Origin of the sequence: Knoellia flava TL1 (assembly GCF_000768675.1) — a bacterium.
GTDB classification, from domain to species: Bacteria; Actinomycetota; Actinomycetes; order Actinomycetales; family Dermatophilaceae; genus Knoellia; species Knoellia flava.
Map to the genome: position 1 here is coordinate 1 of NZ_AVPI01000031.1, position 25,226 is coordinate 25,226.

Consider the following 25,226-nt stretch of genomic DNA (forward strand, 5'->3'; position numbering starts at 1 on the left):
CACCGCCGCCACCATCGTCGACCGCCTCGTCACCCGCGCCACCGAACCCGCCCCGTGGAAGACCACCGACGCCGGCGCCGACCGTGGGCGCGAACCGAGCCCCCCGAGGCGTGGGTGGGACGAGACCGCCGGACCGCTGGCCTCACGCACCCGCCGGCTCGTGACCCGCCACGCCCCCGACGTCGCCGCCGCACGCAAGAAGCAGGCAGTGAAGGATCGGTGCCTCACCCGGCGCGCGATCTCCGAGGCCGCGGACCAGTGGCACGGACTCGTCCCGGTCGAGCAGTCGCTGGTCATGTGGCAGGCCGTCGACTCCCTCGCCCGCACCCTCCAAGCAGCCGACCCCGCCCTCACCCTCGACCAGGCCCGCGTCGACGCGATGCAGCAGCTCATCCTCGGTCAGGCCGACGTCACCATCCACTTGCACGCCACTCACCCCGCCGCCCCCGACACAGCCACCACATCCGGCACGGCCACCACATCGGACTCGGCACGCGCAGCCACCGCCTCGGAGTCGGCACGCGCAGCCACCGCCACCGCAGCACCTCGGGCTGCCACCGCACCTCGCGGCCGCCCGAACGTTGCTCCTGTCAACAGTCGCTCCGCGACTGCGCCCGCTTCAGCCGCGGCCGACGCACTCGTCGCGGCGGCGCAGAGCCACCGGGACGGGCTGGCCGAGCGCGCCGTCCGCGGGGTCGTCGAGCTCGGCGGGCTCAACCGGCCCGGCACCACCACCGTCGACCTCGACCGGCTCCCCGCGAGCGTGCGCCTGACCGACTCGACGACCCTGACCTGCCACCCCGACACCGGCGCCCTCATCTCCGGGCACGTACCCAAAAGCCTCGCCCCCGCCAAGCGCAGGAGGTCCTCGACACGTCAGGACGCGCCGAACGACGAGATCGAGGAGCGCTACCGACCCTGCCCCGCCCTGCAACGCCTCGTCCGGCTCCGCGACGGACACTGCCGCTTCCCCGGATGCCGCGTCCCGGCCCGCTCCTGCGACCTCGACCACGTCATCGCCTGGCCCACCGGACCCACCACCGCCACCAACCTCATCTGCCTCTGCCGACGCCACCACCGCGTCAAACAACGACCCGGCTGGACCGTCCGACTCGACCCCGACGGGGTCGTGCACTGGAGCGACCCCACCGGCCGCCACACCACCACCGCACCCGTCGACCACCTCGACCGCGTGCACCACGACGACGTTCGCGAACCCACCGACGACCGCAGCCACGCGAGCCCCGAGCACGCCTCGCACACCGACGACGGTGCTCCGGCTGACGACCGCGACCTCAAGCACGTGTGGGGCCCGGCCTCCCGGATGACACCCGCGGCGTTGGCGGGCCTCATGAGCAGCCCCGCCGCCGCGCCGCACAGCCTGGCCGAGCTGACCCTCGCCCGCCTCCTCGAGCTGGCCCGCGTCGATGCCACTCATCCGCCGCCGCGTCACGACACCTCAGCCGTCGACTGGCACTCGCCCGACCGAGACGTCCTTGTCCGTATCGGGCCGGCGGGCTGCCAGGCCAGGACCGGCGAACCGGGCCCGCCACCGTTCTGACGAGAGCGAAGTGTTGCGGATCGGCAACGGCCGGATGGCGGACGGAACCACCGTCCGCCGAGCCCCGTCGGACCTGGCATGAGAACCCTTCCCGCAGCGCTGCTGGCCGGTCTCGTCGTCGTCACCACGGGGTGCTCGACCTCCGGTGGATCCGATGGGTCCGCCGATGCGAAGAGCTACTACGACAGCTACACCGAGCAGGGTGGCGACACGGGCGGCTCAGCCGCTCCCGGAAGCAACGGATCAGCGAGCAGCGGGTCGGCACAGGGGGGCTCAAGTCTGAGCGCACCAGCACAGGGCGGCTCCGGACCCACGGGACCGTCGAGCCCGTACCCCCAGTCAGGCCCCACCCGACCCAGCCAGTCGTGGCCGGTGCCACCCACCGACCCGCGTCCGACCGACCCCGACCTCCGCGATGTCGAACCCGGTGGCTTCGTCGAGACCAGCGTGCGGCCCACGTCGACCTTCGGCGCGGACGTCGACACCGGTTCCTACCGGCTCGCGCGCGCCAGTCTCGACGAGGGGGTGCTCCCGTCCCCCGACACGGTGCGGGTCGAGGAGTGGGTCAACGCCTTCGACAACGGCTTCCCGACGCCGTCCCGGCAGGACCTCGAACTCCGTTCCGACCAGGCGGTCTCCCCAAGCGGAGAGACCCGGCTCGTGCGGATCGGCCTTCAGGCCAGGGACATCGACAAGGACGACTGGCCCCCGGTGGCACTGACCATGGTCGTCGACACGTCGGGCTCGATGGACAGCCGTGAGCGCCTCGGCCTCGTCAAAGCCTCGCTCGCAGTTCTGGTCCACAACCTGCGCCCCAGCGACACCATCTCCATCGTCACCTACGAGACCGACGCCCTGCCGCTCCTGGAACCCACACCGGTGAGCAGGACCGACACCATCCTCGACGCCATCGACCGGCTCCGCGCCGGCGGCAGCACGAACCTCGAGGCCGGCCTCCTCCTCGGCTACGACCGCGCCCGGGAGGCATACCGCAAGGACGCCACCAACGTCGTCCTCCTCGCCTCCGACGGCGTCGCGAACGTCGGTGTCACCGACGGTGGTGCGCTCGCCTCCGCCATCCGCGACAACGGTCGCAGAGGCATCCACCTCGTCACCGTCGGCTATGGCATGGGCAGCTACAACGACCACCTCATGGAGCAGCTCGCCGACCGCGGCGACGGGTTCTATGCCTACGTCGACACCTTCGAGGAGGCCCGTCGCCTCTTCGTCGACGACCTCCGCACGACCCTCACCCCGGTCGCGAAGGACACGAAGATCCAGGTCGAGTTCGACCCGGAGACCGTCGCGGCCTACCGGCTCGTCGGCTACGAGAACCGCGCGCTCGACGACGACGACTTCGACGACCCGACGGTCGACGCCGGCGAGGTCGGCGCGGGGCACCGCGTCACCGCGCTCTACGAGATCCGCACGACGCCCCGCGCCGAGGAGGGCACGGGCCTCGGCACCGCGCGGGTGCGCTGGCGCTCCGCCGACGACGGCGAGCAGCACGAGGACGCCATCACGCTGCGCCTAGGTCGAAGGCAGGACGCCGAGAGCGCGCTCGGCGTCGCCGCAGCCGTCGTCGACGTCGCCCGAATCGTCCGGAGTGGCCAGAGCACCCTGCCCCCGGAGCTCGTGCGTCGGGTCGAGGCCCTCGAGGGCGAGGAGGCGCCGGGAGCCACCGAGCTCGCCTCACTCGTCGAGGCCGTGCGATCCCTGGACTGACGCCGCCAGCGGACCGGCCCGGACCGCCGAGTCGCGCTTCCCGTCACCGACCCCAGACGTGACGCCGACCGACCACCGGCTCAGCTGCGGCCGGGCAGGTGCGTCGGCAGGGTGAACCGGGGACCGCGCCGCGGCCGCATCGCCCCGGCGAGCTCGAGGAGGCGCTGCACCCGATAGCGATGGCCGGCATACGGTTCGAGCAGTTCGGCGAGGCCGGCGTCGTCGACCGGCGTCCCCGTCAGGGCCCAGCCGATGTTCTTCGCGACGTGGTAGTCGCCGAAGCTCACGGCGTCGCCGTCGCCCAGCGCGCGCTGCGCGACCTCGGCGCTAGACCACCTGCCGACACCGGGCAGGGACTCGATCCGGCGACGCGCCTCGAGCACCGGCATACGGACCGTCTCCTCGAGACGACCGGCGCGGGTGGCGACGGTGACCGCGGGACGTGACCGAGCCCCGTCGACCCCCGCGCGCAACCACTCCCATGACGGGATGAGCGCCCAGGTCCGCGGCTCCGGCGGCACGACGAGCCGCAGGTCGGCACCGACTCCCGGAGCGGGAGTTCCGTTGTGGCGCACCAACATCCGGTATGCCGCGAACGCCTCCTTGCCCGTGACGCGCTGCTCGATGATGGTCGGGATGAGGGCCTGCACGACGAGCCCGGAAGCCGGCACGCGCCACCCGTCGAAGCGCCGTCGTGCCTCGCGCACGACGTCGTGGTGGGCGACGAAACCGCTGTCGTCGTCGTGCTCGCCGAGGAGCGACGGCAACCGGTCGAGCATCCACTCCGACCCCTCACCCCACGCGTGGGCCTCGACCTCACCGAGCCGGGGGTGGTCGACGAGCCGCAGCGTGACGGGTCCGGTCGGCGTCCGCCACGCGAAGACCCAGGTGCGGCTGCGGTCGCTCCACGACGTCGGGTCTCCCGCGCCACGCATGAAGATCCGGACGACGGCGCCGAGCTGCAGCGGGCGGCTCGGGCGGAAGGTCCGCGTGAGGTCCGGGGCCGCCGTCATCTGGGCCGAGAGGTAAGGACGTGCCGCGGCGCGACCCGCAGCCTGGGCCCGGCCGGCTTCGACGGCGAGCGGAAGGCCAACCAGACGTAGGTCGGCACGAGAGGAAGAGCCGCGGCCAGGGCGCGCTCGGGCACCCGCCCGACCCACTCGGGGATGACGTCGCCGCCGGAGAACGCGGCGGGGTCGGCGAGCACGGGCAGGGTGTAGTCCCAGACGTCGAAGGCAGAGAACATCCGCCGCAGCCCGGCCGGCGTCGCGTACTGCTCGTAGTAGTGCTCCCCCTTGCCGGTGAGCCGCATGTAGCGGTCGGCGGCACGCTGCGGGAGCCACGACAGGAAGGGCAGCCGGTGGTGCGGCTCGATGACCTGCCAGCGGTGGCCGATCCCGAGGTAGAGGACTCCCCCGGGCGCCAGCACCCGGTGGATGTCGGCGACGACGGCGTCGGGGTCGACGACATGCTCGTAGATGTGGTTGAGCACGACGACGTCGACCGAGCCGTCCTCGAAGGGCAGGTCCTCGCCGCGTGCCAACCGGAAGTCGACCCGGGAGCCGAACCGCTCGCGGGCCTTGGCCAGCCCGGGTTCGTCGATGTCGACACCGGTCGTGCGGGCCCCGGCGAGCGCGAGCTCGTCGGCGATGAAACCGGCCGAGCAGCCGACGTCGACGGCCGTCAGGCCCGCGAGCGGACCACCCGGGTCGTCGGCCGACCGGCCCAGGCCGTGGGCGATGACGGAGATGAGCTTGGCGGCCTTCTGCCGACGGGCCTTCTCGTCGAGCATCTTGTCCATGAGCTCGGAGTAGGCGAGCTGCTCCTCGCGCGCGGGGCGCGCGGCTGCGTCACCCGGCTGCTCGCTCATGTCCGCGATCCTAGGAGGTGGTGCATGCGGGCCCAGCCCCAGCCGACGGCGGCGACGACGACATCGGCGACCACGGAGAAGAACCGCGAGACCACGACGACCGCGATCGCCGCCGGGAAGGGCATGAGCGCCCCGAGCAACAGCGCGAGGACGCCGTCACGCACCCCCACCCCGGCGGGCACGAACACCGAGAACATGCCGATCGCCGACGCGAGCGCGAAGCCGCACACCGACGTGACGACGAGGTCCCGGGCCGGCGTCCCCGACGCCAACGCGGAGGCGAGCAGGAGAACGGAGGTTCCCACGCTGAGCCAGGCGAGGACGAACCACATCGACGTGAGTGCGATCGCCGGCGCCGTGAGCGAGTGCTCGAGCGGCTCGCGGCGGAGCACCCGGAGCAGGGTGGCAACGCCCCAGTTGAGCAGCCGCGGCCAGAGGAGCAGCAGCAGGACGACCGCCGGGGCGAACCACCACAGCGACGTCACCTCACCCGAGCGCGCGACGAGCAGCGGCACCGCGGGGATGCCGACGATGGCACCGGTGAGAACCGACAGCAGGATCGAGAGCAGCCCGACGACGCCCATCCGGCGCCTGGGCACCCCGAGCCGCGAGCCCATGTCGGCCTGCGCGACGACGCTCCACACCGATCCCGGGAGGTACTTGCCGAGCTGTCCGACGAAGAAGACGCTCGCCCCCGCCGGCAGCGGCAGCCGCGTCCCGAGGTCGGCGAGCAGAACCCGCCACCCGAGCTGGGTGAAGACCGGTGACAACAGCGTGAGGACGAACGCGGCGACGAGCGTTCCGCGCGGGATGTCGCCGAGGTGGCCGGAGACCTCGGACCAGTTGCGCCACACCGCGACGACGACCGCCGCGGTGACGAGCAGGGCGACGACGATGCGGACGAGGTCGAGCACCCGTGAGCGCGTCACCCGGTCACCCGCGTCCGGTCGGCCACCGGCTCACCGGCGCCGGAACGTCAGTCGCAGGATCCCGTATGCCGGCGTCACGCCGTCGCGACGCCCCTCCGGTCGCGTCGCCCGCAGCTCGCGTGCCGAGGTCGCGGCGGCGCGGATGCGTTCGGTGATGTCGCCGTCGACGTCACCGACGAGCACGAGACCGAGGTCGTCGGCCCGGGCGAGGACCCCGCGGATGTCGGCCGGGCTCACCGCCCACTCCGGGTCGTCCTCGCCGATCGGGAGGGTGACGACGAGCAGGCCGCCGGAGCGCAGCGCCCACGACGCCTGGCCGACGGCGTGGTCGATGTCGTCGGCGCCGCAGCCGCCGGGGTGGATGCGGGCGATGACGTCGAGGCTCGCGGTGTCGACGTCGAGCACCTCGACGGAGGTGCGGCGACCGGTGAGCTCGAGCTCGACCGGCTCGAAGCCGAGGGCGCGCACCCACCGCGAGAACGGGCTCTTCGTGCCCGACTCGTCGACGATGACGGCGCCACGCCGTCCGTCGTCGCGGATGCGGAGGACGGCGGCCACCGCACCCACAGCAGCCCAGGCGGCGACGGCGTCGGAGCACTTCGGCAGCCCGAGGTCCTTGGCGAGCGCTTGCGCGTCGAGCGCGTCGCTGTCGAGGGCGAGCACGTCGGAGGCACGCACCCATTCGGGGAAGTCGCTGGGCCGCAGGTCGAGCCGGTGGCGGCGCCGCAGCCGGGCGGCGGTCACGAGGTCCTTGGCCTGCTGCACCACGGTGTCGGCGGGGACCGGCTCGTCGCCGTCCGAGTCGTCGTCGGAGTCCGCGAACGCGTCGGACTCGGCGCTCGCCAGCGCCTCGATGCCGCCGACGTAGTGGGCCCACGGGCCCGACAGGTCGGGCGGGCGGACCCCGGAACGCAGCTCACCGGCATACGAGCGGTCGGCGAGGCGACGCAGCGCCGCGACGAGAGCGTCGCGATCCCCGGGTGGGATGAGGAGTCCGTCGACGCCGTCGCGGACCTGCGAGCCGAAGGTGCCGACGTGCGTCGCGAGGACGGGCAGTCCGTGGCGGCGGGCGAGGAGGACGTTCTGCGAGGCGGTGGCGGAGCGGTAGGTCAGGGTGAGGACGTCGTGGCGCGCCAGGAGCGAGGCGATGCGGTCGGCGGGGACGTAGCCGCTGTGCACCTCGACCCGGCCGGCGAGGCGGGGGTCGGCGGCAAGCTCCTTGACCCGGCGGCCGCTGTCGCCCCACATCTCGCCGGCGACGGTGAGGCTCACGTCGGGGACGTCGAGCATCGCGTCGAGGAGGAGGTCGACGCCCTTGTAGTCGCGGACGATGCCGAGCGCGAGCAGCCGCACCGGGCCGGTAAAGTCGACGTGCTTCTCGGGCTCGCCGCCCGGCAGGTGCGGGGGCAGGTCGAGCTCCCGGACGTGACCGGCGCCGAGCTCGTGCGCGAGCTTGGCCTGTGAGTCCGAGTGGACGACGACCGAGTCGACGCGGCGCAGCAGCGCCTCCATGAGCTGCCGGTCACCGGGCCGGGTCTCGTGCGGCAGCACGTTGTGCGCGATGACGATCGAGCGCGGGCCGCGACCCGACGACGAGGTGCGACCGACGCCGGCGGCGCGGAGCACGGCGAGGTTGGACGGCACGCCCTGCGGGATGACGTGGACGACGATGATCGCGTCCATATCGCGCAGCCGGCGGCCGGTGCGCACCCAGGTGTCGGGGCGCGCCCACGACAGCGCGCGGACGGTGCGCGGGAAGGGCTGGACGTCGGGCGCGCCCCCGGGCACGGCCTGCTCGCCGGGATAGAGGAACGACGGGTAGAGGTGGCTCCACGACACGAGCGTGACGTCGTGCCCGGCCTCGGCGAGCTCGTGGCACAGCTCGGTCGTGTGCGAGGCGACGCCGCCCTTGTAGGGGTGGGTCGGGCCGACGACGGCGAGCCGCAGCGACGCGGAGCCCGAGACGGAGCCCGACGCGGAGCCCGGCACGGCGTCAGACACCGTCGCGTGACCTCACGACGAGGTCGGACAGCAGCGCGAGCGAGCCGATCATGATGCCGCTGACGACGAGCAGCACCGTCGACGCCGGGAAGTAGAACGGGTGGCGGACCATGTCGACGACGCCCTTGACGAAGCCGATGACGACGAGCCACAGCGCCGGCGGCATGAGCACCTTGAGCGGGTCGAAGTACATGACCATCCGCAGCACCTGGAGGATGTAGCGGTACGCGTCGCTGACGAAGTGGAACTTGCTCACGCCGGCGCGCTTGGCATAGGACGTCTCGACGTACTTGATGTCGTGCTGGTTGGACAGGAACGCGATGGTGATCGTCGTGACGCACGAGAACCCGGCGGGCAGCAACCGCAGGTAGGGCAGCGACACCTCGCGCCGGAACGCCCGCAGCCCCGAGTTGAGGTCGGGGATGCGCGTCTTGGTGAGCCACTGCGCGATGTTGCGGATGAGCCACTTCGCGGGGACGCGCGCCCACTTGTGCGTGCCCTGCTCGGTGGTGCGCGCGCCGACGACCTGGTCGTAGCTCGCGTCGTCGCGCAGGATCCGGACGAGCTCGGGGATCCGCTCGTTCTCGTAGGTCATGTCGGCGTCGGTCCACACGACGATCTCGCCGTGGGCCTGCTGGGTGCCGATGCGCCGGGCCGTGCCCGAGCCGCCGTTGCGGCGGAACGGCATGATCCGCAGGTTGGCATAGTCGCGCGCCGCCTGCTCGAGCACCGCGAGGGTGTCGTCGGTCGAGGCGTCGTCGATGCAGAGCAGCTCGTAGGTGAACTCGCTCGCGTTCATCGCCGTCGTGATGCGGTCGATCTCCTTGAGGACATGCGCGCCCTCGTTGTAGCAGGGCAGGACGATCGTCACGTAGGGCCGCTCGCTGCCGTCCTCGAGCACCTTGGGTCGCGGGTCGAGCGCCGTCGTGGTCTGGAACGTCGGGTCGTATGCCGGCCGCGCCGGGACCGTGCCCACCTCGCCACCGCGGGCCGGGTCGTCACTGCCGCCGGCGAGCTCGCCGGTGCGCACGGTGATCGGCTCGGTCGCCGGGGCATGCTCGACGGTCGCGGGTTCAACGGTCGTGGCCGGGGTCTGCGGGTGCTCGTTCATCGCTGTCGAGACTACCCGGCGGTGACGCGTTCGCCCGCCGTCGGCAGGGCGCGCGGAAGGGCGAGCGAGAAGGCCGCCCCGGCGACGGCGACGAGCCCGAGGACGAGCCAGATCGTCGCGGTGCCGTGCTCGAGCAGCCAGGTGTAGGCGACCGGTGCCACCGTGCCGCCGACGCCCCAGACGAGCTGGACGAGACCGAGGTAGCGGCCGCGCAGGTGGTCGGGCGCCGCCTCGGCCGCGGTGGCCGAGAAGACCGGACCGCCGACGAGCTCGCCACTCGTGTAGACGACGGCCCCGAGGAGCATCGCGGCGACGGCGAGCCACAGGGGCAGCACCCCGGCGACGACGAACGTCGCGTAGCCCGCGAGGAAGAGCACCTGCGCGAACGCCATCATCCGGGCCCGCACCCGCCCGGTCATCCAGCGCACGGCGAGGCCCTGGCCGAGGCCCACCATGACGGTGTTGAGGGTGAAGATCGCCCCGACGAGCCAACCCGGCAGCGCAAGCGTCTCCGCGGCATACACGGGAAGGGCGAAGTTGAGCACCATGATGCCCAGGACGAAGGTCAGGTGACCGAGGACGAGCCGGAGGTAGGCGCGTTCGCGCAGGACGACGCGCCAGCCGCCGCCCACCGCGACGTGGTCGGCGGGGACGGAGCGGTGGTCGGGCACGTCGAGCAGGAGGATGAAGGCGAGGACGAAGGTGAGCGCGTTGGCGACGACGACCGTCCTGAAGGCCGTCTCCGTCCCCACCTGGAGCGCGATGCCGGCGAGGACACCACCGACGGCGTAGCCGAGGTTGCGCAGCGCCTGGAGGAAGCCGAACCACAGCTCGCGCTCCCCCGGCCTCGTGATCGCGGTGACGACGTTGCCGAACGAGCCCCAGAACGCCTGGCGGCCGAGGTTGAGCAGCACGGTGCACAGGGCGACCGGCCAGAACTCCTCGACCCAGAGGTAACCGAGCATCCCGACGGCCTGGACGACGTTGCCGAGGAGCATCATCCGGCGGCCGCCGAGCCGGTCGACGAGGCTGCCGATGACGAACGCCGCCGGCATCGTCAGCAACGCCGACAGGCTGAGGGCGGAGCCGATCTGCACGAGGCTGAGGTCGGTGACCTCGAGGAAGTAGAGGATCGTCAGCGGCAGGAACAGCCCGCTGCCGACGGTGTCCGCGACGATCGCCGACACGAACCTGCGGTGCTCCCCCACCCTCGGGAACCCCAGTCGCTGCAGCACGTCCGCATCCTGCCGCATGCGTGCGACAGCTCTGCGTCGCGGTCGCCGTGGGTCGCGGACAGGACCGTCCCGTATGCCGTCCGCCCACTAGCCTGCTCGCGTGAACTCGCTCGCCATCCCGCTCTGGCTCGACGTCGTGGCCGTCGGGTTCGGTGGGCTCGCGGGGGCGCTGGCGGCGCGCCGGCAGGGGTTCGACATCGTCGGCGTCCTCTTCCTCGCGGTCATCGGCGGCCTCGGCGGGGCGCTGCTGCGTGACCTGCTGCTCCAGGTGCCGGTGCGCGCGCTGACGTCGCCCTGGCTGCTGCCGTCGGCGTTCGTCGGTGGGATCCTCGTCGCGCCGCTGCTCAAGCTCGTCGGACCGCTGAAGTTCCGCCGCGACGTCGCCTTCACGCTGCTCGACGCGATGTCGCTCGCGATGTACTCGATGCTCGGCACCGACCGCGCGATCAGCGTCGGCCTGCCGCCGATCTCGTGCGTCTTCGTCGGGACCGTCGCCGGGGTCGGCGGCGCGCTCATCCGCGACGTCCTTATCAACGAGGCTCCCGAGCACTTCAAGCCGGGGTCGTTCTACGTCCTCGCGGCCGTGCCGGGGTGCGTCGTCTACTTCGTGCTCCGGTCGCTCGAGATGCCGGTGCTCGTGTCGGCGCTCGTGGGGATCGGCGTGGTTATCGCCGTGCGCATGTCGTCGTGGTCGCTCGACTGGCAGACCGGCCGGGGCAAGCGCGTTCGCCCCTGAGGGGGTCGCGCCCGGCAGGATGGCCGTGGTGAGCACCCGTGTGGAGAAGTACCTCGCCCATCTCGACGCCTTGAGCGGCGGGGTCGAGCCGACGTTCTGGCCGGTGAAGTCCACCGCACCCGGCCACCACGGGCTCACGGCGATCGGCTACCGCGACCTGCCCGAGCCGGGCCTGCTGCTGGGGCTGACCTACGGCCTCTCGCTGACGGCTCAGCCGGAGTGGACGCAGGGCCGGCCGGAGCTGTCGATCCTCGTCCGATCCGACGACCCGGCGTGGGTCCTGTCAATCGCCCACCTCGCCGAGGCCCTTCGGCACGAGTGCCCGTTCGGCTACGGCGACACGATCAGCTTCGGCGAGCCGATCGCCGAGGGGTCGGCGCTCGATGGGTTCGTCGTCTTCGCCCCGCTGGCGCTCGACCAGGACGACGCCCGCATCGACGTGGGCGACGACCTGCCCGTCGTCGTCGGGATGTATCCCACCCACGCCATCGAGCGCGCGTTCATCAAGGAGCAGGGACTCGAGGCGTTCTGGGCGCTCGAGTGGGACCCCTACGACGTGACCCGACCACCCGCAGTCTGAGGCGACGTGGCCGGCATACGGGTCAGACAGCCTCGAGCACGACGAAGAGGAAGCAGATGAACGCCTCGCCTTCGAAGCCCGGCGGCCGCAGCTCGGGCGGGGTGTCCGGCGACAGGGGCGGCTCGCTGAGGACCGAGATCCGGAAGCCGGCCCTCGTGAACGAGGCGCTCATCGCGCTCAGCGGGCGGTGGAAGAACGTGAGGAAGACCTCGCGCCCGTCGAACCGGTAGTCCTCGGTGTACTGCGTGACCTTGAAGTAGTCGGCGTCGGGATAGACGACCGCGTATGCCGTGGGGTGGTTGACCGCGACGAGCAGGCGTCCGCCCGGCTTGAGGACGCGTCGCAGCTCGGCGAGCGGGCCGCTCCAGTCCTCGAGGTAGTGCAGGACGAGGGAGCAGATGACGTCGTCGAACTCGCCGTCCGCGTAGGGCAGCGGCTCCTGGAGGTCGTGGACGCGGAGGGCGGCGTCGTCGCCGAGCCGCTCGCGGGCGAGGTCGACCATCGCCGCGCTCACGTCGAAACCGGCGACCTCCGCTCCCCCGTCACGCATCGAGACCATGAGCGGGCCCGACCCGCAGCCGGCGTCGAGGAGCCGTCGGCCGGCCACGTCACCGGCGAGGCCGAGGATCGCCGGCCGGGCGTAGTGGGCGTTGAAGAGGCCCTTCTCGTTCTCGGCCGCGTAGGCAGCAGCGAAGTCGTCGTAGTCGGTCATCGTCATCGAGGTCCCCCGGTTCGCATCACGGACGTGGACGTCCTTCGTACTGCCGTGGCGAGCGTCGACCAAGCCGACAGACCGAGATCCGCCATTCGCGCGGAAAGCATGGACATGGCTCGCGCCGGACCGACAGCATGGGGCATGGACACGACCAGGGGGATCGCGTGCAGGGTCGGCTGGCACCGTTGCCGGGTCGCCGTCGAGGACGAGATGCAGGTGGGGACGTGCACCCGGTGCGGGCGGCGCCGCTACCGGGGCGCGGCCCCCGGCACGAAGGCCCCGGAGGCGAACTGGGGCATGAACTACACCGGAGGCGGGGGCCTCGGCGGCGACGGACCCTGACGCCCGACGCCGGGATCAGAAGGGCTGCGTGATGATCATCGGACGGCGCTTCGGCGGTTGTCGCCACGCTCCCCGGTGGCGCCGGTTCCAGGCCCACAGCGCCAGACCCGCGAGCGTCACACCCAGCACGGGAAGGCCCCAGGCCCAGAGCCGTTCCTTCCACACGAGCGCGGGGTTGCCGACGGGTGTGCCTCGGAGCTCATTGCCGGCGAAGGCGACACACGGCTGGTCGTAGCGTGATGACACTGACACGAGCTCGTCGTCCCCCTCGCGACCGGACGGGTTGACGAAGCCCCTGACACCACGGTCGGTCATGATGGGCAGCCCGTCGTGCCAAGCCGGTCGACACCCCCAGCCCTCCCATCCCGCGGCAGACCCCTCGGCCCACTTGGAGACGTCGAGCGACCCGTCCGTCAGCGGCATCCCTAGCCGCGCTCCCGAACGTGGGTCGAAGAGCATCGCCCACGTCCGGGCCAGCTCGTTCGTCTCTGCGTCGATGTTGGCCGCGGTGAGGAGCAGCCGGGAACCGTCCGGCGACAGAAGGGCCCGCAGCTCGGCCGAGTCGTCCCTCGACCACGACAGAACCACGTCGTCCGACGTCCACGAGGGGTCTCCCATGCTCCACGTCCGCACCTCGAGCCGCGTCAACCCCTCGCCGAGGTCGAGCAGGGCGAGGAGCGTGTCGTCGTCGAGCCACCCGGCGAAGGTCGCCTGCAGGCCTCCCTCGACGAGAGGGACCTCCGTGGTGGTGCCGTCGACCCCGACCACGACGCCGTCCGACCGGAGGGCGCCCTGGTTGACGGCGGCGACGAAGACGCGACGCGAGTCGGGCGACCACCAGCTCGGTTCTTGCGGTGGCGTCCACCGTCGGTCCAGACGGGTCTGCTCCGCCTCGCTGGGTGTCGTCTCGCCCCGCACGAGGTCCGTGAGGACGACGCCCCGGGCTACCCATCGCCCGTCGGGCGACAGCGACGGCGCCTGGTCCGGCAGCCCGAAAGCACTGTGGGGCAGCGCAACTCGCGTCACTTCGCCCTCGGGCGAGACGGCATACGGAGGTCTGTCGGATCCACCGGACGGGACGAGTGCGGCAGTGACCGACGGAGCGCGGGTGACCTGCGTGAAGGGAGGCTTCGCGATCGTCTTCGGGTATGCCGTGAGTCGCGATGCTCCGACGTCACCGCTGCGCTCGGCCGGCACCACGGCCTGTGGGACGCCACTCGGCCAGACGACCGCCGCCACGACGGCCGCGACACAGGCGGCGACCACGGCCGGCAGGACCACCGTGCCGACACGTCGGCGGCGGCCCGCGCCCCACAGCTCGGCGGCGTCCGGTCCCTTGGCGCCCCGCTCGACGTCGGCGACGAGGTTCCTCAGGGCGTGAGACAGCTGGTCCGTGCTCATCGCGCGGCCTCCTTGCGACCGAAGGTGTCCGCGAGCTCCGGCGCCAGCACCCGCAACCTCTCGAGGGCGTGCCGGGTCTGCGACTTGACCGTGTTCACGGAGCATCCGAGGACCTTGGCGGCCTGCACCTCGGTGCGGTCCTCGTAGAACCGGGCGACGAGGACGGCTCGCTGCCGCGGGGTCAGCCGGCGGAGGGCGGCGGCGAGCGTCAGCCGGACGTCGACCTCGTCCGAGGGCTGCGGTCCGAGGTGACTGTCGCCCTCGCGTCCCTCGACCGGGTCGGGTTGGTGCCGTCGCCAGCGCCAGGCGTCGACCGAGCGGGTGTAGAGGATGCGCCGGACGTAGGCGTCTGCGGTGGCGGGGTCGACCCGGTTCCAGTGCTGAGCCGCCCGGATCAGCGTCTCTTGGACGAGGTCCTCGGCGGAGTGCCGGTCCCCGGTGAGGAGCGTCGCCGTGCGGAGCAGGGGTGCCCACCGCTCGCGCACGAACGCGTCGAACGCCTCGCGGTCCGCCATGCCCACCCCCTTCGCCGATCCAGTCCTACCGTTCCACCCAGGGATACGGATGCAGGCGCTCCGGCGGGTGGAGGGTGGAGCCGACGATCGTCACCGAGGTGCCATGCGCGCGCGGCACGACATGATGACCCGGGGGCTTGACCCTCGAGCAGGTCGAGACGGGAGGTTGGCCGCGTGGAGAACGAACTGCTCGGCATCGGCAGGGTGGCAGCCCTCAGCGGGCTGCCCGTGAGCGCGCTGCGCTTCTACGACGGCGCGGGTGTCCTCACGCCATGGCTCGTGGACCCCTCCTCGGGGTACCGCTTCTACAGCCCGGCTCAGGTCACCCAGGCCCGGCTCGTCGCGCACCTGCGCCGGGTCGGGCTGCCGTTGGACGACATCAGGACCGTCGTGGTCGAGCCGGCTCAGGCCGGCGCGGTCCTGGCCGCCCACCTCGACCGCCTCGAGGCCGGACTCGCCGACGCCCGCAGGGAGATCTCCATCGTCCACCACCTGCTCGAGAACCCGGAGATCCCCATGCACCGCTGCACCCTGCCAGCTGCCCAGTTCGTCCTCGCCCTGCGCGAGATCCGGTATGCCGTCTGCGACGACCCGGACCAGCCTCGCCTCCACGGCGTCTACCTCGACAGCGAGCCCGGCCGGGTGCGCCTCGTCGCCACCGACCGGCACCGTCTCGCCACGAGTGCCGTCGCCACGTCCGAGGAGACCGACCTGCACCTGCTCCTCCCGACCGACGTGGTGGACGAGCTGCTGTCGGCCGACCTCACCGGCTCCATCGAGGTCGTCGTTGGCGCCGGGACGGTCACCCTCACCAGTGACCGCCTCACCGTGCGGGCGCAGGTGCCGGACGTCGACTTCCCGTCGTACCGCAGCCTGCTCGAGCACGGACGTCGCGAGGTCGCCGTCGACGCCGCCGCGCTGCGGGCCGCGCTCGCGGACGGAGCGACGAGGTCGCTGTCCCATGAGGGCACCACCGGGACCTACGACGTCAGCGTGCTGACCATCGACGAGACCGGTGTGCACGTCGGAGCGACCGACGACACGGACGGCCTCGTCGTCGCCGTCAACCGTGACTTCCTCGTGCAGGCACTCGAGGTGGGTGACCAGCTCACCCTCGGCCTCGACGACCCCATCTCACCGCTCGCCATCCGCGACACGCGTCGTGGCCACACGATGTCGGTCCTCATGCCCGTCCGTCTCGACCAGCCCGCCTGACCGCGCCCACGGCGGACGGGCTCCCCTGCCACCGTGACGCGGAAATCGTCATCTGACGTGGTTGCAACCGCGGCCGATCACGATTTCCGCGTCATCCGACCCGTCACCTCACCCCAGACCCGTCCTCACCCCTCGTGGATCGGCTCCTTGGGGAGCTTGCGGACCTTGGCCCGGCGCCGACGGCGCTCGGGGATCATCGACCGCATCTCCTCGAGCTTGCCGAAGCACAGCAGCCGGTCCTGCGCCTCGAGCGCGGTCCGACGACGCGGGTTGGGGATGACCGACGTGCCCCGGTGGAGCGTGAGCACGGTGATGTCCCGGTCCTCGAGTCCCGACTCCGCGATGGTCTTGCCGACGAGGTCGGCCGAGCCGTGCACGACGAGCTCGGCGACGCCGTAGCCCGTCGAGACGGTGAGCCGCTGGCGGACGTCGATCTCGGGGAAGGCGACCTGGTTGCCGATGTAGTCGATGATCGCGCCGGCGACGTCGAGCTTGGTCGCTGCCTCGATGCCCTCGAGGCCGGGCGAGGAGTTGACCTCCATGACCTGCGGACCGTCGGCGCCCTCGAGCATGTCGACACCGGCGACGCGCAGCCCCATGATCTGCGCCGACCGCACCGCGGCCTGCTCGAACGCCGGGTCGAGCGTCACGCCCTCGACGGAGCCGCCCCGGTGCACGTTGGACCGGAACTCGTCGCCCTGGGCGGTCCGCCGCATCGCGGCGACGACGCGGTCACCGACGACGAGGGCGCGGATGTCGCGGCCCTTGCTCTCCCTGACGAAGCTCTGGATCAACACGTTCTGCGAGGTGCTCTGCAGCGTCTCGATGATCGCCTCGGCGACCTTGTTGTCGGGCGCGAGGATGACGCCGATGCCCTGGGTGCCCTCGAGCAGCTTGATGACGACGGGCGCCCCACCGACCCGCTCGATGGCGGCCGGCACGTCGGCGCGGTTGCGCACGAAGGTCGTGGCCGGCATACCGATCTGGTGGCGCGAGAGGATCTGGGTCGCGCGGAGCTTGTCGCGCGAGTTCGCGATGCCGTTGGCGGTGTTGGGCGTGTAGACGTCCATCTGCTCGAACTGGCGCACCACGGCCGTGCCGAAGTAGGTGATCGAGTTGCCGATGCGCGGCAGGATCGCGTCGTAGTCCGACAGCGCCTTCCCCCGGAACTGCAGGTCGGGCTCCGGCCCGGACAGGTCGATCGCGAAGCGCAGGGTGTTGAGCACCTTGACGTCGTGTCCACGGTCGAGGGCGGCGGTGCGCAGGCGCTGGGTCGAGTAGGCCCGCGGCGCGCGCGAGAGGATGGCGAGCTTCATGTGGGGTACCTGCAAGGATGGTCGGGTGCACGGAGCGACCCATCAAACCATCCGCGTCGGATGGCGTGAGTGGGTGCGTATGCCGTCCGTGAACGTCCCATGGATCAAGACGAAGATCGACACCGGGGCCCGCTCGTCGGCGGTCCACGCGTTCGACCTCGAGAGGTTCGAGCGCGACGGTGAGCCGTGGGTCCGCTTCTCGATCCACCCTTGGCAGGCCAGCGACGATGACGCGGTCGTGCTCGAGCGCCCGGTCGTCGACGAGCGCGTCGTGCGCTCCTCCAACGGCCACTCCGAGACCCGGCTCGTCGTCGAGCTCGAGCTCGTCCTCGCCCGCCGCCGGCTCACCACCGAGGTGACGCTGAGCCGCCGCGACGAGATGGGGTTCCGCATGCTCATCGGCCGCGAGACCCTGCGCCACGGGTTCCTCGTCGACCCTGCGGAGTCCTACCTCGGACCCCGCCCCAAGCTGCATCTGCGCCGTCGCAACCGAGGCCGCGGATGAGCCCGGTCGCTCGGCCGTCCTTCGCCATCGGCGGGGTGAAGATCCGCCCCGGTCAGACCCGCGAGATGGGCCTGCCCATCACCAAGCTTGTCACGGGCGCCGAGGTGAGCCTGCCGCTGCGCGTCCTCCACGGCCGCCACGACGGGCCCGTCGTCTGGGTCAACGCCGCCATCCACGGCGACGAGGTCGTCGGCGTCGAGGTCATCCGGCGCGTCCTCGCCAGCCTCTCGCCGCGCACCTTCCGCGGCACCCTCATCGCGGTCCCGATCGTCAACGTCCACGGCTTCATGGCGGGCGACCGCTACCTGCCTGACCGCCGCGACCTCAACCGCTCCTTCCCCGGCTCGGCCCGCGGCTCGCTCGCCGGCCGCATCGCCAACCTCATGATGCGCGAGGTCGTCGACAAGTCCGAGGTCGGCATCGACCTCCACACCGGCTCGGACAGGCGCACCAACCTGCCGCAGATCCGGGCCGACCTCGACGACCCCCGCACCCGCGCGCTCGCCGAGGCGTTCGGGGCGCCCGTCATGCTCCACGCGAGGCTGCGCGACGGCTCGCTGCGCGCGGCCGCCCGGGAGCGTGGCGCGACGGTCCTCCTCTTCGAGTCGGGCGAGGCGATGCGCTTCGACCAGTGGGCCATCGAGGCCGGCGTCTCCGGGGTCATGCGCGTCCTCGCCGCCCTCGACATGGTCGAGACCCCGGGCGCTCCGACTCCCCCGCCGAGCCTCGTGAGCCGGCGCAGCGGGTGGCTGCGGGCCGGCCGCAGCGGCATCGTCCACCTCGACGCCACCCTGGGCCAGCGAGTCGAGGTCGGCGACCGCCTCGGCGGCCTCAGCGACTCCTTCGGCAAGACGCTGCGCCTCGTGCGCGCCGACCGTCCGGGCCTCGTCATCGGCCGCACGACCGCACCGCTGGTCAACCGCGGCGACGCGCTCGTCCACATCGCCGAGATCGAGGGAGCTGAGCCGCCCGGCGTGCCCGACCATCCGGACGCCGCCGAGGCGTTCGACGCCCTCGACGAGATCCCCGTCCTCTGACCCACCCGAGGTCCCCATGGCCGAGAAGGTCCGCTTCCCCAGCAGCTCCGGTGAGCTCCTCGCAGGTCTCGTCGACCTGCCGCACGGCGAGGTGCGCGGCTGGGGGGTGTTCTCGCACGGCTTCACGCTCGGCAAGGACTGCCCCGCTGCCTCGCGCATCTGCAAGCAGCTGGCCGCCGAGGGCGTCGGCATGCTGCGGTTCGACAACCTCGGTCTGGGTGACTCGGAGGGCGACTGGGGGGATGGCTCGTTCTCGCACAAGGTCGCCGACACCGTGGAGGCGGCACGGTTCATGGCGTCGACCGGCCGACCCGTCGAGCTCCTCGTCGGCCACTCCTTCGGCGGCGCGGCCATCCTGGCGGCGGCCGGCGACATCCCGGGCGCGCGTGCCGTGGCCACCGTCGCTGCGCCGTTCGACCCGTCCCACGTCGAGCACAACTACGACGCCGTCCTCGATCGCGTGCTGGCTGACGGCGAAGCCCCGGTACGCCTCGGCGACAAGGCCCTCACCCTCCGGCGGGACTTCGTCGAGGACGTGCGACGGGCCGACCTGCGCGACTGCATCCGGACCCTGCGCCGTCCGCTGCTCGTCATGCACTCCCCCACCGACAACACGGTCGGCATCGCCAACGCGAGCGAGATCTTCCGCACCGCGCGCCACCCCCGCAACTTCATCTCCCTCGAGGGGTCGGACCACCTCCTCACGACGCCGGGCCAGGCCCGCCGCGCCGGACGCATCATCAGCGCGTGGGCCGACCAGTACCTCGCCCTCGGCTGACCAGCACCACCGTGCGAGGCCCCGCCCACCCGGTATGCCGTCCGCCCACCTTGTGTGGGAGCGTGTGTGTCCGTGGACACAGGCGCAGTTCTCGAGCTCATGAAGCAGGTGGCCGCAGAGGTCATCACCCCGCGGTTCCGCTCGCTCGCCGACGGTGAGGTCATCGAGAAGAATCCGGGCGACCTCGTCACCGTCGCCGACCGCGAGGCCGAGGTCCTCATCACGCGCGCCCTCAACGACGCCTTCCCCGACGCCGTCGTCCTCGGCGAGGAGGCCCACGCGGCCGACCCGCGCGTCCTCGAGCGCTACCTCGGCGCCGAGCACGCGTTCACCGTCGACCCGGTCGACGGCACCAAGAACTTCGTCCACGGCAGCCCGGACCACGCCGTGATGATCGCGGAGACCCGCTCCGGCGAGACGACCCGCGGATGGATCTGGCAGCCCGAGCACGAGGTGGCCTGGGTGGCCGAGCGCGGCGCAGGCGTCGAGCGCGACGGCGAGCGCATCACCCGGCGACCCGTCGCGGACGAGGACGACCCCCGTGGCGCCACCTCGATCTGGTCACTGCGCGGGCACGCCCTCGAGGACCTGCCTGCCCTGCGCCCCTCGTGGGTCTGCTGCGGCGTCGACTACCCGAAGCTGCTCGAGGGTGAGGTCGACTACATCCTCTACAGCCGCTCCAACGCGTGGGACCACGCCCCGGGCTCGCTCATGGTCACCGAGGCGGGCGGTCACGTCGGCCACCTCGACGGCGTCACCTACGGACCCCGGTCCACCCAGCCCGGCCTCGTCGTGGCCGCGGACCGCACGACGTATGCCGCCGTCGCCCGCCGGATGCCCAAGGACCTCAGCCGCCGCTGACCGGTCCCGTCCCCAGCCACACCTGGAGCGGCAGGGTGACGAGGTGGTCGGGTCGCCGTTCGAGCAGCCGCATGTCCTCGAGGACGGTCGTGTCGAGCGCGAGCCGGCTCGTCACGCCGAGGGTCTCGAGCGCCTCCGGCGAGTCGGCCGCGAGCAGGACGAGCCGCCGCCCGCTCGGCTCGAGCGCGCGCTGGATCGTCGTCACCGTCTCGGCCAGCCGGACCGGGTCACGCCGGAGCGCGTTCGTCGTCGACAGCGCGGGGCGACCGCACTGGCCGCGCACGACCTGCGGCCACTCGTTGGCGGCGCGTGAGTCGACCGCCAGCACGACGTCGTCGGGGCCGATCTGGCGGCAGACCCCGTCGACGGCGGCGAGCTCCCCGAGCTCGACCCGCTCCGACCGGTGCGGCCACGTGGCCGCTGCCGTCGGCACGAGGGTGGCGAGAAGCAAGGCCACCCCCGCGGCGACCGCGAGCAGGACGGGAGCACGGCGCGAGAGGTGGCGGACGGCATACGCCGCGGCTGCCACGCAGAGGACGACGACGAAGGGCAGCGCGATGAGGAGCCGGCGCTCGGCCCACGGGTGGTCGGGCGTGATGCCGGGTCGCCAGAGGGTGAGGACGGTCGAGCCGGCGGCGATGAGCAGCGCGCCGGTCCATGACGGCAGCCGCTCCCCGCGCGTCCAGCACGTCGCCGCCGTCCGCACCGACCACGCGAGCGCGGCGAGCGCGATGACGAGCGCTGGCACGCCGACCCACCACGACAGCCACGCAACGGTCTGCTCGGCATAGGTCCGCCCGCCGTCGACGGCGAGGCCCTGCCGCAGCTGGAGCCCGGCGACGACGCGTGACCCCGGGTCGTCGGGCGACTGGCGCACGGTCTGCCACAGCGGCCGGCTGGCGAGGAAGAGGCCGACGAGGACGACCGCGAGCCCCAGTGCGTCGGGCAGACGTCGCGAGATCGCCTGCGGCACAGCGCCTCCACGCCGCTGCCACCAGAGGAGCGCGGCCGTGCCAGAGCCCATAAGGACACCGAGTGCCACGAGCGGGACGAGGCTCGCCGCGATGGTGCCGAGGTACTCGTTCGACAGCCACAGCGCCGAGAGGACGGCGAGCGCCGTCGAGACCGCGGCGCCGAGGAGCGTGGTCCGCATCCACCGGTGGCCCTGCGCCAGGGCCAGGGCCGCGACCGGCACGAGCAGGATCGTCTCGCGCAGGCCGTCGATCCGCACGAAGGCCGTGCCGCCGATGAGCACTCCCGCGAGCAGCGCGGCCCGACCGGCCTCGCCACGGGCGCTGCGGTGGGAGGCGACGGTGAGCGCGAGGAGCCCGCCGCCGAGGGTCACCATCGCGAGCGGCTCCGAGTAGGTCGAGCGCGCTGTGTGCAGCACAGGGAAGAGCAGGGCCACCCCTGCGGCAGCGACCGGCGACCACCTCGGGGCGCCGCACCGCGCCAGAAGCAGCCCCATGCCGAGCAGCCCGATCGCCGAGGCGAGCGCGGGCAGGAGCATGGCGCCGGTCGGCCCGCCGAGCCACACCCCGAGCGACCACACCGCGCCGGGCCCGATGACGAACTGCGGCTGGACGGAGGGCCCCTGCCACGAGTCCACCTCGTAGAACGCCGGGCTCGAGAGGGTGACCCCGTCGAGGGCAAGCACCTCGGGACCTCCGACGTCGGCCGGGTCGACGGGCACGACCCGTCGGTGGGTCTCCGCCATCGAGATCGCCGTCTGCAGGTAGCTCGCCGAGTCACGCCTCGGGAGCACCTGCTCCGAGTGCGTCGCGGCGGTCCAGATGCCGGCGCCGGCGCACACCGCGACGAGGAGCGCCGCGGTCCAGACCGGAAGGGACCGCGCCGGTATGCCGTGTGCCCACCACCCGCTCGCGCCCGCCGCGACGACCGCGAGGGGCAGGACGAGCCAGGGGAACCAGACCCCGAGACCTGCCAGGACGACGGCGAGCAGCGACATGACGACGACCCACGTCGCCGCGCCGAGGACGACCGTCTGGAGCCACCGCCCAGCCCGCCGCTCGAGGTTCGTCGTCGGGAGGTCCTCGTCAGCGACCAGCGGCGAGCGGCTCATGATGCCCCACCGTATCCGTCACCGCACGCTCCCCTGCGTCCGCAACTCCGGTGGCCAGGTCGTCGTCCTGCCGGACGCAACGGGAGGGGGCTTACCCTCGGGTGCGTGACCCGACCCGCCGACGTCCTCCAGCACATGCTCCGCTCCGACTCCGCGAAGCCGCGGATCACGACCTACGACGACACCGACGGCCCGACCCGCGGCGAGCGCATCGAGCTCTCCGCGCGGGTCCTGTCGAACTGGGTGAGCAAGGCCGCCAACGCCCTCCAGGACGAGCTCGACGTCGCGCCCGGGTCCGTCGTCCGGCTCGACCTGCCGCCGCACTGGCGGACGGCCTACTGGGCGCTCGCCACGTGGTCCGTGGGTGGCGCGGTCGGCGTGGGCACGCCGACGCCGGGCGACGCACCCGACGCCGTCCTCGTGACGACCGACCCGGAGGCAGCACGGGCGGCCGGCGAGGCGGGCACGCGCGGCGTGCTCGTCACGCTCGCCGGCCTGGCCCGCGCCGCGACCGTGCCGGTGCCACCGGGCGCCATGGACGAGGCGAGGGAGCTGAGCACCCACGGCGACCGGTTCGACCCGTGGGAGGAGCCGGACGACGACGACGTCGCGCTCGTGCGCGAAGGCGAGCGGACGGCATACGCGGATCTCGTCGTGGCACAGAGCGCCACGGCCGAACGCCGGCACCTCACCACGACGGACACGGCCGACTTCCTCTCCGCCTGCCTCGCCCTGTGGGCGGCCGACGGCTCGGTCGTGCTCAGTCGCGGTGAGGCGCCGGCGGACGTCCTCGCGGAGCGGTCCCGGGTCGAGGGCGCGACCGGCCCCTGAGCGGCGCGTCGCCTCGACCCGGGCGCTGGCTCACATCTGCTTCTCGATGGCCCGCCACGTGAGGGTCGCGACGACGCCGGTCTGGCTCAGCTTCGCCCTCGCTTGGGCGGCCTTGACCGCGGCGAGTGTCGCCGGGCCGAAGTTGCCGTCGACCGTGATGCGCAGGGCCTTCTGGAGGACCCGGACGACGCTGCCCGTCGACCCCTGCTTCAGCACCGTGCCCCAGTAGGGGAAGAGCGGGTGGACGGTGAGCTCGAGCCGGTTCCAGGTGCGCAGGTCCACCACGCCGGTCGCGGGCAGGCCCCATCGCGTCTGCAGTGCCTGGACGGCCTTCGTCGTCGCGGGACCGAAGGAGCCGTCGACGGCGATGCCGCCGAGCCCGGCCTGCAGCACCTTGACCGCCGTGCCCTTGGAGCCAGCACGCAGGACGGTCGTCTTGTATGCCGTGAACTCGGTCGCAGCGCCACTCGCGGGAGGCGCCGGCGGGGCGGGCGGCGTGGTCGTGGTCGGCGTCCCGGTCGACGTCTGGCCCATGAGGGCGGCCCAGGTCGACGCGACGACGACACCCGTGGGCGAGAGGCCCTTGGACTTCTGGTAGGCGATGACCCGCGTCTCGGTGCCGGGACCGAACGAGCCGTCGGCGGGGAGGCCGAGCGCCTTCTGGAGCGCGGTGACGGCCGTCCCGGTCGAGCCACGCTGGAGGACGAGGGCGGCAAACTGGGCCAATGGGTGGGCCGTCGGCGAGGTCGGGGTGGTGCCGATGAGGGCGAGCCAGGTCGACTTCGCGACGACGCCGGTCGGGCTGATGCCCTTCGTCTGCTGGAAGGCCTTGACCTTGGTCTCGGTGCCCGGGCCGAAGGAACCGTCGGCGAGGATGCCGAGTGCCTTCTGGAGGGCGACGACGGCCGGGCCCTTGGAGCCGCGCTGGAGGACCGTGCCGATGTAGGCCGACAGCGGGCTCGTCGTCGTGGTCGACCCGCCGTTGCGAGAGGGCACCAGACCGAGGGCGACCATCTTGGTCCACGTCGCGTTGTCGAGCTGCCCGGTGACGGGGACGCCGTTGCGGCTCTGCCAGGACTTGAGCGTCGTCTCGGTCGCCGGACCGAACTGACCGTCCTTCGTGAGACCGAGGACTCCCTGGGCGAGCATGACGTCCTTGCCGCTGTCACCGCGCTTGAGAAGCGGGTAGCCGCTGGCGGTCAGGGGCGGGGTGACGATGGGCACGGGGGTGCCGGCGCTCGACGACGGACCCGTGAAGCGGACCTCGGTGAGGGCCTTGCCGGTCCACCACGACGTCTGCTTGTAGGCACCGTCCCAGGTGAACGAGATGTGGATGTGGTCGGTGTGGGGAGAGCTGCCCGAGTAGGCCGCCCATCCCCGAGCCGGGTCGTAGGCACGCCACATCTGGCGGTTCCAGATGATGTAGTTGATGCCGAAGCGGCGCGCCATCGCGCCAGGCCGTCCCTGCGAGTCGGGCGCGGACAGCCAACGGGTGATGGCGTTGCCGAGCGCGAGCCCGTCCGAGTTGTAGGCGTTGACCATCCAGTCGAGGGCCCGGCCCTCGCCGTGCTCCGCCGCGCACGTGCGGTTGATGCCGTAGACGTGCTTGCCGTAGTGGCTGTTGAGGAGCTGAGCGAAGGCGGTGGGCCCGGGAAGGTCGCCGGAGAGGCATCGGTAGCCCGCCTGGTACTTCGGCGCGATGTCGAGCTCGGCGGGAAGCGCCTTCGTCGGCGGGGCCGGCACGGCAGCCGCGACGGCGGCGCTGCTCCCCCCTGCGACGGAGATCCCGAGCGGGATCGACAGAAGCGAGACGGAAACGGCACCGAGGGCACGGACCGGTCCTCGGGTCGACGTGGCAGGCAGGGTGGCGCGCGTCAAC

Annotated in this window: 22 protein-coding genes and 1 pseudogene; 11 read left to right on the top strand and 12 right to left on the bottom strand. The window is 72.4% G+C overall.

The window, feature by feature from the left end:
• Together N798_RS18400 and N798_RS10875 are read left to right on the top strand one after the other, a co-directional pair.
• Positions 1-1,561: pseudogene (locus tag N798_RS18400) on the top strand (HNH endonuclease); the annotation flags it as partial.
• A gap of 372 nt (positions 1,562-1,933) precedes the next feature.
• Positions 1,934-3,286: a vWA domain-containing protein gene (locus N798_RS10875; RefSeq protein WP_052117201.1), complete on the top strand. Its 1,353-nt coding sequence runs from the start codon at positions 1,934-1,936 to the stop codon at positions 3,284-3,286.
• An 80-nt stretch (positions 3,287-3,366) separates the two neighbouring features.
• Here the strand turns inward: N798_RS10875 and N798_RS10880 are convergent, their stop codons facing one another.
• The 6 genes from N798_RS10880 to N798_RS10905 are packed head-to-tail and all read right to left on the bottom strand — an operon-like array spanning position 3,367 to position 10,432.
• A complete protein-coding gene (locus N798_RS10880) occupies positions 3,367-4,299 on the bottom strand; it encodes a DNA-3-methyladenine glycosylase family protein (RefSeq protein WP_035948411.1) in 933 nt (310 codons plus the stop codon).
• Positions 4,296-5,156: a class I SAM-dependent methyltransferase gene (locus N798_RS10885; RefSeq protein ID WP_084100537.1), complete on the bottom strand. Its 861-nt coding sequence runs from the start codon at positions 5,154-5,156 to the stop codon at positions 4,296-4,298. Before N798_RS10885 ends, N798_RS10880 begins: the two co-directional genes overlap by 4 nt.
• On the bottom strand, positions 5,153-6,085 hold the full coding sequence (locus tag N798_RS10890) for a lysylphosphatidylglycerol synthase domain-containing protein (RefSeq protein WP_035948412.1): 933 nt from the start codon (positions 6,083-6,085) through the stop codon (positions 5,153-5,155). Before N798_RS10890 ends, N798_RS10885 begins: the two co-directional genes overlap by 4 nt.
• 30 nt (positions 6,086-6,115) lie before the next feature.
• A complete protein-coding gene (locus tag N798_RS10895) occupies positions 6,116-8,086 on the bottom strand; it encodes a glycosyltransferase family 4 protein (protein ID WP_229708661.1) in 1,971 nt (656 codons plus the stop codon).
• Positions 8,079-9,197 (bottom strand): glycosyltransferase family 2 protein, encoded by a 1,119-nt coding sequence (locus tag N798_RS10900; RefSeq protein ID WP_198030743.1) that lies wholly within the window; start codon positions 9,195-9,197, stop codon positions 8,079-8,081. The genes N798_RS10895 and N798_RS10900 overlap by 8 nt, the downstream gene beginning before the upstream one ends.
• Before the next feature lie 11 nt (positions 9,198-9,208).
• Positions 9,209-10,432: an MFS transporter gene (locus tag N798_RS10905; RefSeq protein ID WP_229708660.1), complete on the bottom strand. Its 1,224-nt coding sequence runs from the start codon at positions 10,430-10,432 to the stop codon at positions 9,209-9,211.
• A 100-nt stretch (positions 10,433-10,532) separates the two neighbouring features.
• Here N798_RS10905 and N798_RS10910 point away from each other — a divergent pair, with 100 nt between their 5' ends.
• On the top strand, positions 10,533-11,168 hold the full coding sequence (locus tag N798_RS10910) for a trimeric intracellular cation channel family protein (protein ID WP_035948472.1): 636 nt from the start codon (positions 10,533-10,535) through the stop codon (positions 11,166-11,168).
• Between the two features lie 19 nt (positions 11,169-11,187).
• Positions 11,188-11,748, top strand: coding sequence for a suppressor of fused domain protein (locus tag N798_RS10915; RefSeq protein WP_035948415.1), 561 nt, complete (start codon positions 11,188-11,190; stop codon positions 11,746-11,748).
• A 22-nt stretch (positions 11,749-11,770) separates the two neighbouring features.
• On the opposite strand, the gene N798_RS10920 is transcribed toward N798_RS10915, so the two are convergent.
• The gene (locus N798_RS10920) at positions 11,771-12,466 is read right to left on the bottom strand and encodes a class I SAM-dependent methyltransferase (protein ID WP_035948418.1); all 696 of its coding nucleotides are present in this window, start codon (positions 12,464-12,466) and stop codon (positions 11,771-11,773) included.
• A gap of 138 nt (positions 12,467-12,604) precedes the next feature.
• Here N798_RS10920 and N798_RS10925 point away from each other — a divergent pair, with 138 nt between their 5' ends.
• Positions 12,605-12,805, top strand: coding sequence for a hypothetical protein (locus tag N798_RS10925; protein ID WP_035948419.1), 201 nt, complete (start codon positions 12,605-12,607; stop codon positions 12,803-12,805).
• A gap of 15 nt (positions 12,806-12,820) precedes the next feature.
• Here the strand turns inward: N798_RS10925 and N798_RS10930 are convergent, their stop codons facing one another.
• On the bottom strand, positions 12,821-14,206 hold the full coding sequence (locus tag N798_RS10930) for a TolB-like translocation protein (protein WP_035948422.1): 1,386 nt from the start codon (positions 14,204-14,206) through the stop codon (positions 12,821-12,823).
• Positions 14,203-14,721: a SigE family RNA polymerase sigma factor gene (locus N798_RS10935; protein WP_035948424.1), complete on the bottom strand. Its 519-nt coding sequence runs from the start codon at positions 14,719-14,721 to the stop codon at positions 14,203-14,205. The genes N798_RS10930 and N798_RS10935 overlap by 4 nt, the downstream gene beginning before the upstream one ends.
• Positions 14,722-14,895: 174 nt before the next feature.
• On the opposite strand from N798_RS10935, the gene N798_RS10940 reads away from it, so the two are divergent.
• Complete coding sequence (locus N798_RS10940; RefSeq protein ID WP_035948425.1) at positions 14,896-15,936, top strand: DNA polymerase III subunit beta family protein; 1,041 nt, start codon at positions 14,896-14,898, stop codon at positions 15,934-15,936.
• Positions 15,937-16,061: 125 nt separating this feature from the next.
• Here the strand turns inward: N798_RS10940 and N798_RS10945 are convergent, their stop codons facing one another.
• Positions 16,062-17,252, bottom strand: coding sequence for a RimK family alpha-L-glutamate ligase (locus N798_RS10945; protein ID WP_035948426.1), 1,191 nt, complete (start codon positions 17,250-17,252; stop codon positions 16,062-16,064).
• On the opposite strand from N798_RS10945, the gene N798_RS10950 reads away from it, so the two are divergent.
• The 4 genes from N798_RS10950 (at position 17,251) to N798_RS10965 (ending at position 20,433) form a co-directional block, all read left to right on the top strand.
• Positions 17,251-17,757, top strand: coding sequence for an ATP-dependent zinc protease family protein (locus N798_RS10950; protein ID WP_084100540.1), 507 nt, complete (start codon positions 17,251-17,253; stop codon positions 17,755-17,757). The two genes, N798_RS10945 and N798_RS10950, sit on opposite strands and share 2 nt — an antisense overlap.
• The gene (locus tag N798_RS10955) at positions 17,754-18,794 is read left to right on the top strand and encodes a succinylglutamate desuccinylase/aspartoacylase family protein (protein WP_052117204.1); all 1,041 of its coding nucleotides are present in this window, start codon (positions 17,754-17,756) and stop codon (positions 18,792-18,794) included. Before N798_RS10950 ends, N798_RS10955 begins: the two co-directional genes overlap by 4 nt.
• Positions 18,795-18,810: 16 nt before the next feature.
• Positions 18,811-19,572, top strand: a complete 762-nt coding sequence (locus N798_RS10960) for an alpha/beta hydrolase family protein (RefSeq protein ID WP_035948428.1) — start codon at positions 18,811-18,813, stop codon at positions 19,570-19,572.
• Between the two features lie 72 nt (positions 19,573-19,644).
• Positions 19,645-20,433 (top strand): inositol monophosphatase family protein, encoded by a 789-nt coding sequence (locus N798_RS10965; protein ID WP_035948429.1) that lies wholly within the window; start codon positions 19,645-19,647, stop codon positions 20,431-20,433.
• Here N798_RS10965 and N798_RS10970 read toward each other — a convergent pair.
• Entirely contained in the window at positions 20,420-22,516 is a 2,097-nt protein-coding gene (locus N798_RS10970) for a hypothetical protein (RefSeq protein WP_035948430.1), read from the bottom strand. The genes N798_RS10965 and N798_RS10970 overlap by 14 nt on opposite strands.
• A gap of 105 nt (positions 22,517-22,621) precedes the next feature.
• On the opposite strand from N798_RS10970, the gene N798_RS10975 reads away from it, so the two are divergent.
• Positions 22,622-23,347: a TIGR03089 family protein gene (locus N798_RS10975; protein WP_035948432.1), complete on the top strand. Its 726-nt coding sequence runs from the start codon at positions 22,622-22,624 to the stop codon at positions 23,345-23,347.
• A gap of 30 nt (positions 23,348-23,377) precedes the next feature.
• Here the strand turns inward: N798_RS10975 and N798_RS10980 are convergent, their stop codons facing one another.
• Positions 23,378-25,225 (bottom strand): peptidoglycan-binding domain-containing protein, encoded by a 1,848-nt coding sequence (locus N798_RS10980; protein WP_035948434.1) that lies wholly within the window; start codon positions 25,223-25,225, stop codon positions 23,378-23,380.
• Between the last annotated feature and the right edge of the window lies 1 nt (position 25,226).